General features: G+C 66.9%; 14 protein-coding genes and 2 pseudogenes. 10 read left to right on the forward strand and 6 right to left on the reverse strand.

The genetic code is table 11. The features are described 5' to 3' along the window. The coding region (locus ADT71_RS33965) for a hypothetical protein (RefSeq protein WP_231635994.1) at positions 1-368 on the reverse strand (368 nt) is incomplete at its 3' end. Between the two features lie 332 nt (positions 369-700). Here ADT71_RS33965 and ADT71_RS33970 point away from each other — a divergent pair. The 4 genes from ADT71_RS33970 to ADT71_RS17975 are packed head-to-tail and all read left to right on the forward strand — an operon-like array spanning position 701 to position 5,665. Further along, the gene (locus ADT71_RS33970) at positions 701-1,972 is read left to right on the forward strand and encodes a sugar-binding domain-containing protein (RefSeq protein WP_231635995.1); all 1,272 of its coding nucleotides are present in this window, start codon (positions 701-703) and stop codon (positions 1,970-1,972) included. Next, entirely contained in the window at positions 1,957-3,411 is a 1,455-nt protein-coding gene (locus ADT71_RS33975; protein WP_231635996.1) for a glycoside hydrolase family 2 TIM barrel-domain containing protein, read from the forward strand. Before ADT71_RS33970 ends, ADT71_RS33975 begins: the two co-directional genes overlap by 16 nt. 2 nt (positions 3,412-3,413) lie before the next feature. After that, positions 3,414-4,208, forward strand: a complete 795-nt coding sequence (locus tag ADT71_RS17970) for a GDSL-type esterase/lipase family protein (protein ID WP_231635997.1) — start codon at positions 3,414-3,416, stop codon at positions 4,206-4,208. After that, complete coding sequence (locus ADT71_RS17975) at positions 4,205-5,665, forward strand: carboxylesterase/lipase family protein (RefSeq protein WP_054438994.1); 1,461 nt, start codon at positions 4,205-4,207, stop codon at positions 5,663-5,665. The genes ADT71_RS17970 and ADT71_RS17975 overlap by 4 nt, the downstream gene beginning before the upstream one ends. Before the next feature lie 6 nt (positions 5,666-5,671). On the opposite strand, the gene ADT71_RS17980 is transcribed toward ADT71_RS17975, so the two are convergent. The 3 genes from ADT71_RS17980 to ADT71_RS17985 form a co-directional block, all read right to left on the reverse strand. Then, entirely contained in the window at positions 5,672-6,592 is a 921-nt protein-coding gene (locus ADT71_RS17980; RefSeq protein WP_054438996.1) for an ROK family protein, read from the reverse strand. Positions 6,593-6,739: 147 nt separating this feature from the next. Next, a complete protein-coding gene (locus ADT71_RS35875) occupies positions 6,740-7,033 on the reverse strand; it encodes a hypothetical protein (protein WP_369818304.1) in 294 nt (97 codons plus the stop codon). Next, on the reverse strand, positions 7,006-7,983 hold the full coding sequence (locus ADT71_RS17985) for an ROK family transcriptional regulator (protein ID WP_369818305.1): 978 nt from the start codon (positions 7,981-7,983) through the stop codon (positions 7,006-7,008). The genes ADT71_RS35875 and ADT71_RS17985 overlap by 28 nt, the downstream gene beginning before the upstream one ends. Positions 7,984-8,199: 216 nt before the next feature. Here ADT71_RS17985 and ADT71_RS33980 point away from each other — a divergent pair, with 216 nt between their 5' ends. The 6 genes and pseudogenes from ADT71_RS33980 to ADT71_RS33990 all read left to right on the forward strand — a co-directional run bounded on the left by ADT71_RS33980 (position 8,200) and on the right by ADT71_RS33990 (position 16,661). Next, positions 8,200-8,736, forward strand: coding sequence for a TonB-dependent receptor plug domain-containing protein (locus ADT71_RS33980; protein ID WP_231635998.1), 537 nt, complete (start codon positions 8,200-8,202; stop codon positions 8,734-8,736). A gap of 26 nt (positions 8,737-8,762) precedes the next feature. Next, complete coding sequence (locus tag ADT71_RS17990) at positions 8,763-11,303, forward strand: TonB-dependent receptor (protein ID WP_231635999.1); 2,541 nt, start codon at positions 8,763-8,765, stop codon at positions 11,301-11,303. Between the two features lie 162 nt (positions 11,304-11,465). After that, positions 11,466-12,958 (forward strand): annotated as a pseudogene (locus tag ADT71_RS17995) (tryptophan halogenase family protein). 9 nt (positions 12,959-12,967) lie between these two features. Beyond that, a complete protein-coding gene (locus ADT71_RS18000; RefSeq protein ID WP_054438998.1) occupies positions 12,968-15,406 on the forward strand; it encodes a glycoside hydrolase family 3 protein in 2,439 nt (812 codons plus the stop codon). A gap of 176 nt (positions 15,407-15,582) precedes the next feature. Next, positions 15,583-16,322 (forward strand): annotated as a pseudogene (locus ADT71_RS33985) (glycoside hydrolase family 27 protein); the annotation flags it as partial. Then, positions 16,323-16,661, forward strand: a complete 339-nt coding sequence (locus tag ADT71_RS33990) for a hypothetical protein (RefSeq protein ID WP_231636024.1) — start codon at positions 16,323-16,325, stop codon at positions 16,659-16,661. It abuts the pseudogene before it with no gap. Here ADT71_RS33990 and ADT71_RS33995 read toward each other — a convergent pair whose 3' ends face one another. Continuing rightward, entirely contained in the window at positions 16,662-17,234 is a 573-nt protein-coding gene (locus ADT71_RS33995; RefSeq protein WP_231636000.1) for a Gfo/Idh/MocA family oxidoreductase, read from the reverse strand. After that, entirely contained in the window at positions 17,231-17,728 is a 498-nt protein-coding gene (locus tag ADT71_RS34000) for a Gfo/Idh/MocA family protein (RefSeq protein ID WP_231636001.1), read from the reverse strand. The genes ADT71_RS33995 and ADT71_RS34000 overlap by 4 nt, the downstream gene beginning before the upstream one ends. Positions 17,729-17,800 lie beyond the last annotated feature (72 nt).

Raw genomic sequence — 17,800 nt, forward strand, 5'->3', positions numbered from 1 at the left:
GAATGGGAAGAATCGATTCGCGCGCGCGCGTTCTGGCAACTGCCTGTGCGATTGCCGCTTCTTGTCCTGGCCAATTCGGTCTTCGCGCAGGGCGCCGGGCCGGTCGATCTGGAAGTGATCCCCGCCGCGCCCACCTGGTCCAGCGATGTCGCGCCCGGATCGTCCTGGACGCTGAGCTTCTGGGCCGCCCTTTCCAAGAATTCGCACGGACAGCTCGTCGCCCTGGCCGACCCGGCAGGAACCCCGATCGTGTCGATCGCGCTCGACGGCGCAAGGCCCGTGCTCTCGGCCGGGGAAGACAGCGCCTCCGGCCCGGTGCTGCGCGATGCGGCAGGCTGGCACCATTTCGCGCTGGTCGCCACCGACAAGGGCGAGCGGCTCTATATTGACGGCCGGCCGGCAGCGGCGCTGGCCCGCCATCTCGCATCACCGCCCGCCAGACTGCTGGTAGCGCCATCCGCCAACCCTTCGGGCAGCGTGGCGGGCCGCATCGCCGGGTTGAACCTGGAGGCGGGCGCAGCCACCGAGCCGGACTTGCGCAAGGCCGCCGCGCAGGCGCCCGACCCCGCGCTGATCCAGTTTACCGAGACCAGCGCCCGCTGGCCGCTTCAGGTGCGCCAGATGCAGGGCCAGCTCACGCCCCAGCCTCCCGCCACCCTGCCCGCAGCGCTACGCGCCGGACAAGCCCATCGCCAAGCCGGTGCCGCAAGTCCCCGCCCTTGCGCCGCAGGGCGATGCGCGGTGGACCTTGCAGAAGTGGACGCTGGCCGAGGCGCCGGCCGTTTCCGGCGATGCCGCTGCCATCTCCCGCCCCGGCTTCACGACCGGGAAGTGGTACGCGGCCACCGTTCCCGGCACCGTGCTCACCACCCTTGTCGACCGGGGCGTCTATCCCGACCCCGCGCACGGGCTGAACAACCTCGTCATTCCCGAAAAGCTGGCGCGGCAGGACTACTGGTATCGCACCGAGTTCGATCTTCCCGCAGAAGCTTCCGGCAAGCGGCTGGAATTGCTGCTGAACGGGGTCAACTTCAGTTCGCAAGTCTGGGTGAACGGCACCGAGGTCGGCACCACCAGAGGGGCCTTCGTGCGCGGCCGCTTCGATGTCTCGCCCTACCTGAAGCCCGGCCGCAACGCCGTGGCCATCCGCGTTTCGCCGCCGCCGCATCCGGGCCGCGCCCATGAGGAATCGCTGACGGCAGGCGTTGGCGAGAACGGCGGGGCGATGATGCTCGACGGGCCGACCTTCGGCGCCTCCGAAGGCTGGGACTGGATCCCCACCATCCGCGACCGCCAGACCGGGCTCTGGCAGGACGTGCAGCTCCTCGCCTCGGGCGATGTGCGGATCGGCGATCCGCAAGTCGTCACCACCCTGCCCAATCCCGACAATTCCGTAGCCAATGTCGAGATCACGGTTCCGGTCTCCAACCTGTCGGACCAGCCCCGCACCGCAACCGTGCGCGCCGCTTTCGACGACGTGACCGTGGAGCGATCGATCACCGTTCCGGCGCGCCAATCCACCTCGGTGCGCTTCTCGCCCGAGACCGACGCCGTGCTGGCGGTGCGCAATCCCCGGCTCTGGTGGCCCAACGGATACGGCGACCCGGCGCTGCACACGCTTCACCTGACCGCCTCGGTCGATGGCGGCAAGTCCGATGCGAAGGATCTGCGCTTCGGCATGCGGCAGGTCACTTACGAACTCTCGCTGGTGGACGGCGAAGGCAATCTCGACCGGGTCGCCATCGACTTCGAGAAGGCGCGGGCGCTCGGCCAGCAGATCGTGGACGAACGGCACGAGGCGATCCGGCAGGTGCGCGGCGGCTGGGCCTATTCCTTCGCGCCCGGCGCCGAGAACTCCCCCGCCGTCACCCCGATCCGGGGTGACGAGGGCCTTTCGCCGTTCCTCGTCCTGCGCGTACAACGGCGTGCGATCGCGCGCGCGGCGGCTCGATCGGCATGGACGACTTCATGAAGCGCGTGGACCGCGAGCGGCTGGAGCCCTTCTTCAAGCTGCACAAGGACGCCCACGTCAACGTCATCCGCAACTGGGTGGGCCAGAATACGCAGGCCAGCTTCTTCGATCTCGCCGATGAATACGGCCTCATGGTCATGAGCGATTTCTGGGAATCGACGCAGGACTACAATATCGAGGCCGAGGACGCGGACCTGTTCCTCGGCAATGCCAGGGACGTGGTCCAGCGGTTCCGCAACCATCCCTCGATCGTGCTGTGGTTCGGCCGCAACGAAGGCGTGCCGCAACCGATCCTCAACGAAGGGCTGGACACGCTGCTCCGCAAGGAGGACGGCACGCGCCTTTACATGACCTCGTCCAATCGCATCAGCCTGCACGATTCCGGCCCCTACAACTGGCGCGCGCCGGAGAAGTACTTCACCGAATACTCGAAGGGCTTCGCGGTCGAGGTGGGCACGCCGTCCTTCCCGACGCTGGAATCGTGGGAGCGCGCGATCCCGGCGAGCGAGCGCTGGCCGATCAGCAATACCTGGGCCTATCACGACTGGCACCAGACCGGGAACGGCGCGGTCAAGACCTTCACCGATGCCATGGACCGCGAATTCGGCAAGCCGACCAGCCTGCCCGATTTCGAGCGCAAGGCGCAGATGCTGGAATACGAAAGCTATCGTGCGATCTTCGAGGGCATGAACGCCGGCCTCTGGACCGAGAATTCGGGCCGCATGCTCTGGATGACCCAGCCCGCCTGGCCGAGTTCGGCGTGGCAGATCCTGTCCTCCGACTATGACACCCACGGCGCGTTCTACGGGATGAAAAAGGCCTCCGAGCCGGTCCACGTCCAGATGAACCTGCCGGACCACAAGGTGATCGTGGTCAACAACCGCATGGCCGCGCTTTCCGGCGTGACCGTGCGGGCCAGGGTGCAGGCGCTCGACGGCCGCCAGCTTGCGGCTCAGGAGACGAAACTCGATCTCACCGCCGGCAAGGTTAGCGAGGCCTTCACGCTCGACCTTGCGCCGCTCATGGCCTCGGGTCCGGTTCTGGTGCGGCTGGAGGTGGTCGACACATCGGGAACCCGGCTTTCCGACAACTTCTACTGGCAGGCGGCGAGCGACGAAGCGCTTCAGGCGCTCAGCGCCATGGCGCAGGTGCCCCTCACCGCAAGCGCAAGGGCGGCGCAGGACGGCGACGAGACGAGGATCGAGGTCACCTTGACCAACCCCGGCACGACAGCCGCGATCCAGACCAAGCTGACCCTGTTCGATGCCAAGGGAAAACAGGTGCTTCCGGCCTATTTCTCGGACAACTACGTCTCGCTTCTGCCGGGAGAGACCCGTAACGTGACGATCACCGCGCCCACCGCTGCCGCCGGCAATTCACCTTCGGTCAAGCTGCGCGGCTGGAACGTCGAACCCCGGACCATCGCCACAGGAAAATGACCTTGCGCCTGAAAATTCTGCCTGCTTTCGCCCTTCCCTCCCTTGCCCTGTCCTCCCTGGCTCTTTCCGCGCCGGTTCTTGCCCAGACGGCTCCGACCGCGCCCGCAGCGCCCAATGCGGCGCAGGCGGCGGACCTGCGCCTGCGGACGGACTGGGCCTGGACGACGCGCTACCGGGACGCCAATCTGGCGGATGCGGCCACTGCTGCCCGCCCCCGCATCGTGCTGATGGGCGATTCCATCACGCAGGGCTGGTACGATCTCGATCGCCCCTTCTTCACGCCGGGCCGGATCGGACGCGGCATCGGCGGGCAGACGACCTCGCAGATGCTGCTGCGCTTCCGGCAGGACGTGATCGATCTCAAGCCGCAGGTCGTGCAGATCATGGCCGGAACCAACGACATCGCCGGTAATACCGGGCCGATGACCGACGAGCAGATCCAGGGCAACTTCCGCTCGATGGTGGAACTGGCGCAGGCGCACGGCATCCGCGTGGTGATCGCCTCGATTCCCCCGGCCGACCTGTTCCCCTGGCGCCCCGGCCTCGACACGGGATCGCGCATCCAGCGCATCAATGCCTGGCTCAAGAGCTATGCCGCAAAGACCGGCGCGGTCTATGCCGATTACTGGACGGCGATGAAGGGCACCGGCCTCGGCGCGCGCGAGGGGCTCACCTCCGACCATGTCCACCCGACGCCCGCCGGATACGAAGTGATGAACAAGGTTGCCGAGGCAGCATTCAAGCAGGCCCTCGCCCTGCCCGCGACAAGGCCGCTGGCCGCCGCCCGCGTGCCATGATCGGCGCTCTGGCGGCGCTCGTCCTGACCGCGGCGGGGACGAGCGCCGCCGCGCCCGTGGTGGAGACCGATGCCGGCACGATCCGGGGCGAGACCACCGAAGACGGGCGCAGCCTGTTTCGCAGCATTCCCTTTGCAGCGCCGCCCATCGGCGACTTGCGCTGGCAGCCGCCGCAACCCGTCACGCCGTGGCAGGGCCTGCGCGAAGCCACGCGCTCCGCCCCGGCCTGCATGCAGGTGGATTACGGCTGGAACCATGAAGCGGCGGCGAACCAGTCGGAGGATTGCCTCTATCTGGAAGTCGGCACGCCGTCCCTGCGGCCGGAGAAGCCGCTGCCGGTCATGGTCTGGATCCACGGCGGCGGCAATCGCGGCGGCGGCGGTGCGGGCACGATCTCCTCGCCGATCGTCAGGCGCGGCATCGTGCTGGTCAGCGTGCAGTACAGGCTCTCCGCGCTCGGCTTCCTGTCCCACCCGGCGCTCGGCGCACATTCTGGCAATTACGGGTTGATGGACCAGCAGGCCGCCCTGCGCTGGGTCCAAGCCAATATTGCCCGCTTCGGCGGCGATCCGGCGAATGTGACGCTCTTCGGCGAATCCGCAGGGGCTCAGGACGTCGGGCTGCAAATGCTCTCGCCCGGCGCCCGGGGGCTGTTCGCCAAGGCCATCGCCGAAAGCGGAACCCCCGGCTTCGGCCTGCCGCCCCGGAGCCTGACCGAAAACGAAACGCTGGGCGAGCATATCGCCGTGGCCGCCGGGGCCCCGCCCCATGCCTCGGCACGGCAGCTTCGCGCCGTCCCGGCAGCGGCGCTCATCGCCGCCAGCGAGGCGGCGGACGTTCCCGCGCTGGATGATGACAGCTTCATCTGGCTTCAGGCCGTGGTCGACGGAGTGGTGTTGACGGAAACCCCGGCAGCATCGTTGGCACGCGGGACCGGCAACGACATTCCGCTGATATTGGGCAACAACTTCCACGAACTCGGCCTTCACGGCACGCCGCAGCGGGCCATCGCGCAGGGGTTCGGAACGAATGCGCCCAGCGCGCTGAAGGCATATGGCCTGACGCGCGGCGGCACGCCCCCCGCCGATCTCGACTTGCGGCTGGCGAACGACCTGACATTCCGCTGCCCCGCCCTGCATGTCGCGGCGGCCCGCGCGCATGGCGGCGGGCGCACCTGGCATTACCAGTTCAGCATCGACGGCCCCGGAGAGGCCCCGGTCACCCACGGTTCGGAAATCCGCTACGTCCTCGGCGCCGCAGGGAGCGCGGAAGGCGCGCTCGCCCCGCTCGCCGCTTACTGGACCGCGTTTGCAGCCACGGGCGATCCCAATGCCGCCGGGTTGCCCGCATGGCCCCGTTTCGGCGCGGAAGCCGCCACGCTGGAATTCACCGCGAACGGCGCACGGCTGGTGCACCGCCTTTCCGGCGAGGTCTGCGCGCTGCGCAGCGCACCCTGATCGGGGTCAGGCGGCAGGAACCGCCTCGTCCACGTCCCAGAGCAGCGCCGCGCCGCGCACGCCCGAACTGTCGCCCCAGCGCGCCCGCACGACTTCGCCGGTCCACGCGCCGGAGAAAGTCCGCGCCCGCACGGCCTGCGCCAATCCCTCGTAGATCGGCTCGACATTCGACATGCCGCCGCCCAGCACGATGGCGTCTGGATCCAGCAGGTTGGCAACCACCGCCAGACCGCGCGCCAGACGATCACGGTAGCGCTCCAGCGCCTCGCGTCCATGCGCATCCCCGGCCTCGGCGGCGGCAACGATGGCCGGCGCATCGAGATCGCGTCCGGTCGCGGCTTCGAACGAGCGGCGGAAGCCCGTTCCCGAAACCCAGGATTCGAAGCATCCGCGCAAACCACACCAGCAAGGCGGCGCGGGAAGCTCGTCGGGCTGCGGATCGGGAAGCGGCATATGCCCGAGTTCCCCGGTCAGTCCATGCGCGCCGCCGACGACGTGATGGTCCAGCACAAAGCCGCCGCCGCAGCCGGTGCCGATGATGAGCCCGAAGACCGACGCCTTGCCCGCCGCCGCACCGTCGATGGCTTCCGACAGGGCGAAGCAGTTCGCGTCATTCGCAAGCCGGACCTGCCGGCCCAGCGCCGCTTCGAGATCGCGCTGGAACGGGCGTCCGTTGAGATAGGCAGAATTGGCATTGCGCATGAGGCCGGTGCCGCGCGCCGCCGACCCCGGCGTGCCGATCCCGATCGTGCCGCGCATCCCAAGCTCGCCTTCGACCGCCGCCACAAGTTCGCAGAGCGTCGCCAGCGCACCGTCATAGGAGCCGGGCGTCGGCGTCCGGCGGCGGTGCAGCACCGAGCCGTCTGCAGCCAGCGCCGCCGCCTCGATCTTGGTGCCGCCGAAATCGATTCCAATCCGCATGGTCATGCGGCCGCTCGCCGCATCGGCGCGAAACCCGCCATAGCCCTCTCCGGTAAAACTGCGCCTTCGCCAGGCAAATCCATACACGCCCGCGACGCTTCAAGTGTTCAAGCGCACTTTGGCACGTTCACCGAATAAGACAATTTCTTTTTTTTAGATCGGGTCCGAGCGACCGGCCTGCATGAGGATGGCATCGGAGGGCAGGAGCTGGTCAAGGAACGGCAGGATCGCCGCGCCGATGGCCGGTGCTTCCGCCGCCATCTGCGCCGGATGGACCGGCACGCGATTGGGCATGGAAACCTGCGCGAGGGCGGCGTCGAGCCGGGCGCTCAACCGTTCGATCAGCGGCACCGGAAGCCGGCCGCCGATCACGATGGCGTCGGGATCGAGCAGGCACGACACTGCCACCAGCGGCCCGGTCAGCGCGCGGGTGGCGTCGCGATCCACTGGTCCATCGTGGTCGCCATCACCGGATCCAGGGCGAGCAGGTCCTCCAGCGCATCGAGCCTGCGCCCGGCCTGCAACAGCCGCTCCTCGATCGCCGAAAGCGAAACGGTGTCCTGCACCACCGCCCCCGGCTCGGCCGCGCCGACATCCGGCATGAGCCCGATTTCGCCGCTCCGCATCCGCGCGCCGCGATAATAGCTGCCGTCGATCACCGGCCCGCCGCCAAGACCCGCGCTGATCAGCAGGTAGAAGAAGCTCGGCCTTTCCTGCCCGATCACGCCTTGCGCCTCGCCAAGAGCGGCCGCTGCTGCGTCATTGTCGACATGGACGGGCCAGGGCAGGATTTCCTTGAGGAGGCTGGGGAAATCGACTTCCGACCAGCTGCCGTAGCCTTCCGGCTTGTGCGGCAAGGCGATCCCGCCGAGATCGTCGGGCCGGGCAAGGCCGATCCCCAACACCCGTTCCCGGTCGACCCCGCCCGCCGCCAGCAGGCCGTCGATTTCCTCGGCAACGATAGCCAGCACGTCCGACGGCAGCGCGAAGCGGACTTCGCGGGTGACGCGGCTGCGCACTTCGCCGGCAAGGTCGAGCGCGACAAGAGTGATGTGATCGCGGTCCACGTTAAGGCCGATGGCGAAGGCCCCGTCCGGGTTGATCGCAAGACGCAGGGCCGGCTGCCCCCGGCCGCCATGCTTGCGGCCGAGGTGGGCGATCAGGCCCATCTCGTCGAGCCGGGAGGTGATGTTGGCGATGGTGGGCGCGGTCAGGCCGGTTTGCCGGGCCAGTTCGATACGCGTGGTTTCGCCGCTGAGCCGGATGGCCTGGAGCACGATGCGCTGGTTGTAATCGCTCGCCCGCGCCAGGTTGGTGCCGGACAGCGAGATGGCGAGCCGCTTGCCACGGGCTTCCGCCGAATCAGGTGATGCGACGATGCGATCCTCTCTTTTCATGGCTCAGACGATTACATCCGGATTGCTCGCCGAACTAACAAAAAAGAAAAAATTTAAGTTGACGCTCTTCCCTATTGGGCAGATGTGTATCGCAACGCGAGTCACCAAGAATACTCGCACCCGGAGAGGATAAGCGGCAGTACGACCGCGGGTCGACGCCCCTCTCCGAAAAGAATGAGGCACGCATCGCGCGTGAGTGGAGAGGAGTTGAGGGGAATGAAGCAGCATAGTTGCGTGCGTCGTGGCGTCCTGTTGGCGGCCACGTCTATCGTTGCACTGGGTTCGTCGCATGGCGCCTGGGCCGAGGAAATCGCGCCGGTCCTGACCGGAACCGCCACGCGCCTTGCCGTGGCGGAACAGGCCGATGGCGGCGGTACCGCCGCTCCGACGGCCGATCCCAGCGCCGAGGAAATCATCGTCACCGGCATCCGCGCCTCCCAGGAACGCGCCGTCAACATCAAGCGCAATGCGACTTCGGTGGTCGATTCCATTTCTGCCGAGGACATCGGCAAGCTGCCCGACGTCACCATCTCGGACTCCCTCCAGCGCATTCCGGGCGTGCAGATCCTGCGCAGCGCGGGCGAAGGTTCGACCATCAATATCCGCGGCCTTCCGCAAGTTACCACGCTGCTCAACGGCGAAGCCTATCTCGGCGCGCAGTCGATCACCACGATCCAGCCTAACTTCAACGATATCCCCTCGCAGCTCTTCGCAGGCGCCGACGTCATCAAGTCGCCACCGCGGATTCGCTGAACGCCGGCATCACCGGCACCGTCAACTTGCGCACCCGCCGTCCCTTCGACCTGAAGGAAGGCGTGACCGTCGCCGTCGCGGCGGAAGGGGCCTACGGCGACAAGACCAAGCACAAGTTCGACCCGAACTTCAACGGCCTGCTTTCCTGGCACAACGACCGCTTCGGCTTCATGGTCTCCGCCGCCTATTCCGACGTGCGCCTGTCGAATTCGCACAACGGCATCCAGGAAGGCTACGGCGCCGCCCTGCATAACGAAGGCACGCTGGACGCTACCTCAACCAACGGCTTCTCGCCCGCCAACCGCCCGCGCGGCACGGCGGTAGCCGGCGGCGTGGACGTCAACGGCAACGGCAATTCCAACGATGCCTTCATCGTTCCGCAGGGCTTCACCGGCTGGAACAAGATCAACCAGCGCCAGCGCCTCGGCATCAACGGCTCGGCGCAGTGGATGATCAACGACGCCCTCACCCTGACCGGCGACGCTTTCTTCACCCGCCAGAACGAGCATGACCGCACTGCCGGTTTCCAGATGCAGAACGTGAACTGGCAGGCGGCGGAATTCGTCCCCGGCCAGTCACGCGATACGGGCGCAACTTATGTCGGCGGTGACGGGCGCACCTACAACATCAATACCACCCAGGTTTACAACTACGATCTCGGCAACTTCGATTCCTACGCCCAGACCGATCGCTACAAGTCGCAGTCGCAGAACTACAACGTCGAGCTGAAATTCGACAATGGCGGTCCGTTCAAGGGAAGTCTGCGCGGCATCTATGGCAAGGCGCACCAGTACTACGACCAGAGCTACCTCCAGTTCAGCATGTCGGACGGCCGGCAGTGGCAGCCGGGCGGCATCGGCCACTATCCCGACGGCGACCGCGTGTTCAACGAGAACGGCTACACCGTCAACACGATTGCCGGGCTGAACTCGCTTCCCGCCGTAGTGGACTTCACCGGCAACAAGCCGGTCTTCACCCTGCCCTCCCAGCTCCTGAGCGAACTGGGCGACATCAGCAACTATGCGCTCAAGACGATGTCGTCGGAAGGCAACTATCGCCGCAAGGGCGACCTCAAGGTCCTGCGTGCGGATGGCTCCTACGAAGCCTCGCCGGACCTCACGGTGAGCTTCGGCGGCCGCTATTCCGAACGCTCCATCAATGACTACGAGTTCGACCGCGCTGCGCCGCTCTATGCCGGCATGGCGAGCGATCCGAACGGCTGCCTCGTGAAGTGGAAGGCGTTCGACGTTCCCATGAGCGACAGCTCGTGCAGCGCCGGCGACGCTTCCGGCTTCTACACCGCCGGTCTCACCCGCCTCGCCAACGATCCGACCCTCGGCGGCCGGGTCAAGCTGTTCAACCCCGGCGTTGCGGGCGTGCCTGCCATGTACGTGCTCGATCCAAAGGCGATGGATAACGCCCTGGCCTTCCAGAACGAGTTCTACCCCGGCAACGTCGAGGTCATGAACCCGGGCGCATCGTTCAAGGTCGGCGTCAAGCAGATCTCGGGCTATGTCCAGACGGACTTCCATGGCGACCTGTTCGGCGTGCCCTTCTCGGGTAACGGGGGCGTGAAGGTCATCAACACCAAGCTCGACATCACCCAGTACATCACCGGAGGCCCACAGCCTTACGGGCTCGCCAACGAACTGGGCGGTTCGGTCAACACCAAGCGTGATTTCACCGACATCCTGCCCGCGTTCAACGTGGCCTTCGACCTGGCGCAGAACCTGAAGTTCCGCTTCGCCTTCTCGAAGACGATGACCCTGCTCGACCTCAACCAGTGGGGCGGCGGCCTGAACCCGACTTACGCGATCGACACCAGCATTCCCGGAACCCCTGTCTTCCGCGTCACGGGCGGCAGCCAGAACGGCAACCCGAACCTCGATCCCTGGCGCGCCACCAATGTCGAGGCATCGCTGGAATACTACCTCGGCCGGGGAAGCCTGCTGAGCCTGGGCGCTTTCCACATCGCGGTGGACAGCTTCATCCAGAGCGGCAACGAGATCCGGACCGACCTGCCCGACAACGACGGCGTGGTGCGCAACCGCACGGTCTCGATCAGCACCCCGGTGCAGGGTTCGGGCGGCTCGCTGAAGGGGGTCGAGGCCGGTGCGAAACTCTCGTTCACCGATCTCGGCTTCATGCCGGGCTTCCTGGAAAACTTCGGCATCGACACGAACTTCACCTTCTCGCCCTCCAGCACCGGCGACAAGGATCTGGCGGGGCGCAAGATTCCCTTCCAGGACAACTCGAAGATCCAGACCAACGCGGCCGTGTTCTACCAGGACTCGCACTTCCAGGCCCGCGTGGCGTGGAACTTCCGTTCCAAGCGCGCGGTACAGTCCAACTTCGGCGGCATTGCCGGTCTGGAACTCTACCAGGCGCCCACCAACTACGTCGACGCCTCGATCAGCTACGACGTGACGCCGAACATCACGATCTACGGGCAGGGTTCCAACCTCACGGGCGAGTACGAGAAGTACTACCTCACCTGGAAGGACCAGAAGGCCTACAACAATATCTTCGAACGCCGCTTCACCATGGGTGCGCGCGTCAAGTTCTGACCTCCCCCCTTTCTCCCCCGCCCACCTCCTCCGGGCGGGGGGGATCTTTTTTCCATCGCGACCGGCTAGGTTCACGACCTGGACAGGTCTTCGGGGGGCCAGACAATGGCGAAGAATGCGATCCGTTCCATCCTGATCGTCGGCGGCGGCACCGCCGGCTGGATGACTGCAAACCTGCTGGCAACGCGCCTGCGCCGCCTGCCGATCGAGATTACCCTCGTCGAAAGCCCCGACATCCGCACCGTCGGCGTGGGCGAGGCAACGGTTCCCGCCATTCGGGATTACTTCAAGGCCATCGGCGTCACCGAATTCGAAGTGATGCGGGCCACGCAGGGCACCGTGAAGCTCGGCATCGAATTCCAGGACTGGGCACGGCCCGGGGAACGTTTTTTCCATCCCTTCGGCCGCTACGGCGTGGACGCCTTCGCGGTGCCGTTCCACCAGTTCTGCTCAAGCGCCGCATGGCGGGAGACGAGACCCCGCTCTCGGCCTATTGCCTGGCGACCGAGGCGGCATCGCGCGGTCTCGTGCTGCTGCCGCCCGACCAGCCCGCCAACGACCTCGGCGTGTTCGACTGGGCGATCCATTTCGACGCGGGCCTCTTCGCGCGGTTCCTTTCCCGGCGCGCCCGTGACGATCTGGGCGTGCGCCATGTCGAAGGCACCATCGCCGGCGTGAACCGCGATGGAGAGACCGGACGCATCGCCTCCGTCACGCTCGAAGGAGGCGCCGAACTGGCGGCCGATCTCTTCGTGGACTGTTCGGGCTTCCGCAGCCTCCTGCTGGGACAGGCGCTGGACGTGCCTTACGAGGACTGGACGCACCTGCTCCCCTGCGACCGCGCGGTGGCCGTGCCCTGCACGCATGGCGAGGAGCTGGCCCCTTTCACCCGGAGCACCGCGCTTTCCGCCGGGTGGCAGTGGCGCATCCCGCTCCAGCACCGTGTCGGCAACGGCTACGTCTATTCGAGCCGCCACATCTCCGACGACGAGGCCACCGCCACGCTGCTCTCACGGCTCGAAGGCGAGACGCTGGCCGAACCCAACATGCTGCGCTTCAGGACCGGGCACCGGCAGCGCCTGTGGGAGAAGAACTGCGTGGCGGTGGGCCTGGCCGCGGGCTTTCTCGAACCGCTGGAATCGACCTCGATCACCCTGATCCAGAGCGCCGTCGAACGCCTGCTCGACCACTTCCCCGACCGTGACTTCGATCCCTCGCTGGCGGATGAATTCAACCGCATCACCCGGCTGGAATATGCGCGGATCAGGGATTTCCTGCTGCTCCACTACTGGGCGAACCGCCGAGAGGGCGAGGCGATGTGGGACGAATGCCGCGCGCTGGAACTGCCCGAGACGCTGGCCGCGCGCATCCGTGCCTTCACCGGCGGCGGCAAGCTGCCGCGTTTCGAGTGGGACTCCTTCCAGTCGCCGAGCTGGCTTTCGATGTATGCCGGTTTCGACATCTGGCCGCCCCGCCACGATCCGCTGGCGGACCAGTTGACGGTGGAGGAACTGGGCGCCTCGTTCGCCAAGATGCGCGAGGCCATCGGGCGCGCCGCAGCGCTGGCAGTGCCGCACGCCCGCTTCATCGCCGAAAACTGCGCCGCCCCTGCCGCGCCTCACGACCATGGGCGCGTGCCCGCCCATTCAGCCTAGGAACGCCCGATGCGCCGTACGCTCGCCACTCTGCTTGCCCTTTCCGGAAGCGTACTGCCGCTGGCGAGCGCTCTTGCCGAGGACACCGGCCCCGCCGCCACCGCGCATGCCGAACTCTGGCCCAAGGCGCAGAGCGTCGGCCTTGTCGATCCGGAAACGGAGGCGAAGATCACCCGGCTGATGGCGCAGATGTCGGTGCGGGAGAAGGTCGGGCAGATGATCCAGCCCAGCATCGCCGCGATGAAGCCGGAGGAACTGCGCGAATATCCGGTGGGCTCGATCCTCGGCGGCGGCAACGATCCGCCGCTTTCGGGCAACGACCGGGGCCCGGCCAGCGACTGGATCGCCACCGCCGAAGCCTTCCGCCAGATCTCGATCGAAAAGCGCCCCGGCCACGTGCCGATCCCGGTGATCTTCGGCATGGACTCTGTCCACGGCAATTCGAACGTCTTCGGCGCCACGATCTTCCCGCACAACGTTGGCCTTGGCGCGATGCGCGATCCGGCGTTGATGGAGAAGATCGGCCAAGTCACCGCTGCCGAAAGCGCCGCCTCCGGCTTCGACTGGGCCTTCGGTCCCACCGTCACCGTGCCGCAGGACGATCGCTGGGGCCGCGCCTACGAAGGCTATTCCGAGCGCCCCGAGATCACCCGCGAATATTCCGCCGCCATGGTGCGCGGGCTTCAGGGGGCGCCCGGCAAGAGCCGCATCCAGAACGGCAATGTCGCCGCATCGATCAAGCACTTCCTGGCTGACGGCGGCACCCACGGCGGAATCGACCAGGGCGACGCGCAAGTCCCCGAAAAGGACCTGATCGAGCTTCACGTGCCCGGTTATGTCAGCGGCATCGATGCCGGCGCGATGACGGTCATGGCCAGCTTCTCCTCGTGGAACGGAGTGAAGAACCACGGCAACAAATCGCTGCTGACCGATGTGCTGAAGGGCCGCCTCGGCTTCGAGGGCTTCACCGTGGGCGACTGGAACGCGCATGGCCAGATCCCCGGCTGCACCAACGGCAATTGCGCGGCAACCTTCAACGCCGGTCTCGACATGGCGATGGTGCCCAGCGACTGGAAGGACCTGTTCAACAACACGCTGAAGCAGGTGGAGGACGGCACCATCCCGATGGCGCGGGTGGACGATGCGGTGCGCCGCATCCTGCGCGTGAAGTTCAAGCTGGGCCTGTTCGATCCGGCGCGTCCCTATGAGCAGCGCACCGAACTCGGCAAGCCGGAGCACCGCGCGGTGGCGCGTCAGGCGGCGGCGGAATCGCTGGTGCTGCTCAAGAACAACGGCGCGCTGCTGCCGATCAGGCCGGGCCAGAAGGTGCTCGTCACCGGCACCCATGCCGACGATATCGGCATGCAGACCGGCGGCTGGACGATGTCGTGGCAGGGCACCGGCAACACCAATGCCGACTTCCCCGGCGCCACCTCGATCTGGAGCGGCCTCAAGACCGCGATCGAGGCGGCGGGCGGCACCGCCACGCTGAGTGCCGACGGCAAGGTCACGGGGCCGCAGCCCGATGTCGCCGTCGTCGTCTTCGGCGAGACGCCTTATGCCGAAATGGTCGGCGATATCTCCACGCTGGAATTCCAGCCGGGCGACAAGCAGGCGCTGGCACAGTTGAAGGCGCTGAAGGCGCAGGGGATTCCGGTCGTCTCGGTGTTCATTTCGGGCCGTGCGCTCTGGGTGAACCCGGAGATCAACCAGTCCGACGCTTTCGTTGCCGCCTTCCTGCCGGGTTCCGAGGGCGAGGGCCTGGCCGACGTGCTGGTCGCCAGGAAGGACGGCACGCCGAACAAGGACTTCCGCGGCAAGCTCAGCTATTCCTGGCCGAAGAACGCGGGCCAGTTCCTCAACAACGTGGGCCAGCCGGGCTACGATCCGCAGTTCGCCTATGGCTACGGCCTGACCTACAAGGACAAGGGCGCGGTTCCGCAGCTGAGCGAAGTGGCCGGGCTCGATGCCTCGCTTTCCAACGTCTCGGTCTACTACCTGCCGGGCAAGGTGCTGGCGCCGTGGAAGCTCGCAACAGGCGGCGCGGTCGCGGTGAGGAATGTCGACGGCGGCGGCACGCAGGAAGGCGCGCGCCAGCTCACCTTCACCGGCCCCGGCGAAGTGCGCATCGAAGGGCCGACGGTCGATCTGAACCGCCAGAGCAACGCGATGCTCAGCTTGCGCATCGATTACCGCATCGACGCCAAGGGAACCGTCGCGCCGAAGCTGGGCTTGGGCGAGACGCTCCTCGACGGCGCACAGGTCTTCACCGCCGCGCCGGGCCAGTGGGCCAGCGTCAAGGTTTCGCTCTCCTGCTTCGCCAAGGCCGGGGCGGACATGACGAAGATTTCACGTCCCTTCGTGCTGCAAGGCAATGCGGGCCAGGCGATCGCCATTTCCACCATCAAGCTCGACGCCGATCCCACCGGCGCGATCTGCCCGAACTGAGCTTTAAAGAGAGAATGCTCCCCATGTCGCGACTTGCGAAATTCGCCGCACTCGCCCTGAGCCTTGCCCCTCTGGCCCTCACCAATCCGGCGCTGGCGGAGGAAGTGGACCAGAACCGCCTGCCGCCCTCGCAGGACCCGGCACGCATGGCCAACGGCCTTGCACAGACGCCGCCGATGGGCTGGAACAGCTGGAACAAGTTCGCCTGCAACATCTCGGAAAAGACCATCCGCGACACGGCGGACGCACTGGTCGCCACCGGGATGAAGGATGCGGGCTACAATTACCTCGTGATCGACGATTGCTGGCATGGCGAGCGCGATGCAAAGGGCTTCATCACCGCCAATGCCAAGGCCTTCCCCTCGGGCATCAAGGCCACGGCCGATTATGTCCATTCGAAGGGCCTCAAGTTCGGCATCTATTCGGACGCCGGCACCAAGACCTGCGGCGGACGCCCGGCAGCCAGGGCCACGAGTATCAGGACGCGATCACTTATGCCTCTTGGGGCGTGGACTATCTCAAGTACGACTGGTGCAGCACCGGCAGCCGCAATGCGGAAGAAGCCTATGCGCTGATGTCCGATGCGCTGCGCTCCACGGGGCGCGACGTGCTGCTCTCGCTCTGCGAATGGGGCACCAATCGCCCATGGCTCTGGGCCTCGAAGATCGGCAACATGTGGCGCACCACCGCCGATATCACTGACAAATGGTCGGGCAAGCACGGCTATGCGCTGGGCATGCTCGATATCGTCGATCTCAACGAGCCGCTCTGGGCTTATGCCGCGCCGGGACACTGGAACGACCCGGACATGCTGGAAGTCGGCAACGGCGGCATGACCACCACCGAATACCGCAGCCATTTCTCGCTCTGGTCGATGATGGCCTCGCCGCTGATCGCGGGCAACGACGTAGCGAACATGAGCGCGGACACCAGGGCGATCCTGCTCAACAAGGACGTGATCGCGGTCGATCAGGACAAGCTGGGCCGTCAGGGCCGCCGTGTGGCGAAGGACGGAAACGGCGAAGTCTGGGTCCGCACGCTGGCGGACGGCAAGCGCGCCGCGCTGCTGTTCAACCGGGGCGAGACGCCGGTGAAGCTGACGGTGAACTGGGCGCAGCTGGACTATCCTGCCGGCCAGTCGCTCAGGCTGCGTGACCTTTGGGCGCACCGCGATCTGGGCGCGATGAAGGGCAGCTTCTCGGCGCAGGTCCAGCCGCATGACGTGGTGATGGTGACGCTCACGCCGGAAAGCTGATCACTCCGCCAGAAGCGGAGGGTCGATGGCATCGGCCGCCGAATTGGCGCGGGCCGATGCCTTCACCCGGTCTATCAGGGTGATGAGGCGGGCGGCATCGTCGCCGGTCGGGCAGCGATGCGGCTCTCCGCGCAGGGCCTGCACGAATTCGCGGAGCTGATCGGTGAAGTAGTGATCGAGCCGGCGCCCGCCCATCGCGCGCGGATTGGCCAGCACGCCCTCCGGCGGAGTGACCAGCACTTCGCCGTTCCAGCGCAATATCTCGCCGTGCTCGATCTCCAGCACGCCGTGCTCGAAGTGCAGCACCTTGCGGTCCAGCACCGAGGGCTGGTTGTACGAGATGTGGACGCTGGCCATGCGGCGGCCGGGATAGGCGAGCAGGATCATCGCCTCATCCTCGCCCTGCCAGCCGGACTGGTGGCGCGCAGCTTCGGCATGGACGCGAACGGGATCGTCATCCCCCATGACCAGTTGCACGAAATCCAGCGCATGAGGCGCGAAGAGCGAAAGGATCAGCCCCTCCTCCGGGCTGCGCTCGGCCCACCACGGGGCCTGCGGACCGTCCCATTTCACGCAGGTCGAAACCTCCAGCGCGCGCAGGCGGCCGAACTGCGCCGACCTTTCGGCGCTGCGCCCGAGAGGATGTCCGCAATGCAGCGCACCGCGGCGTTGTGCCGGAAGGTGTGCCCCGCCGCCAGCACCAGCCCCCGCGCCTGCGCCTCGCGCGCCAGCATCGCGGCATCGGCCCCGGTCTCCGCCACCGGCTTCTCCACCAGCACATGCCGCCCTGCCCGCAGCGCCGCCAGCGACTGTTCGGCATGAAGCGCGTTGGGCGTGGCGATCAGCACCGCCTCCACCTCCGCCAGCGCCAGCGCTTCCTCCAGCGAGGTCAGCGCCCGGGCGCCGAACGGCGCAGCGGCGGCCTGCGCCGCGGCCCGATCGGCATCGACCGCGGCGACCAGCCTGACATGGCCGGGAAGCGATGCGGCGGCGGCGAAATGCGCGCCGGAGATGCGGCCGCAGCCGATGATGGCGAGACCGGTCGGCGGTCTTGTCTGGTCGGTCATCGTCGCGGGGCTCCGGTCGGGAGAAGGAAATCCGCACCGAAGGACGGGTCGACAGGCCGACCCACCCCTCGG

Origin of the sequence: Novosphingobium sp. ST904, from assembly GCF_001298105.1 — a bacterium.
Lineage (GTDB): Bacteria > Pseudomonadota > Alphaproteobacteria > Sphingomonadales > Sphingomonadaceae > Novosphingobium.

Coding starts and splice junctions, on each gene's coding strand:
- ADT71_RS33975 (WP_231635996.1), top strand. CDS start 1,957: ATGGACGACTTCATGAAGCGCGTGGACCGCGAGCGGCTGGAGCCCTTC.
- ADT71_RS17975 (WP_054438994.1), top strand. CDS start 4,205: ATGATCGGCGCTCTGGCGGCGCTCGTCCTGACCGCGGCGGGGACGAGC.
- ADT71_RS17980 (WP_054438996.1), bottom strand. CDS start 6,592: ATGACCATGCGGATTGGAATCGATTTCGGCGGCACCAAGATCGAGGCG.
- ADT71_RS17985 (WP_369818305.1), bottom strand. CDS start 7,983: ATGAAAAGAGAGGATCGCATCGTCGCATCACCTGATTCGGCGGAAGCC.
- ADT71_RS33980 (WP_231635998.1), top strand. CDS start 8,200: ATGAAGCAGCATAGTTGCGTGCGTCGTGGCGTCCTGTTGGCGGCCACG.
- ADT71_RS18000 (WP_054438998.1), top strand. CDS start 12,968: ATGCGCCGTACGCTCGCCACTCTGCTTGCCCTTTCCGGAAGCGTACTG.
- ADT71_RS33990 (WP_231636024.1), top strand. CDS start 16,323: ATGAGCGCGGACACCAGGGCGATCCTGCTCAACAAGGACGTGATCGCG.
- ADT71_RS34000 (WP_231636001.1), bottom strand. CDS start 17,728: ATGACCGACCAGACAAGACCGCCGACCGGTCTCGCCATCATCGGCTGC.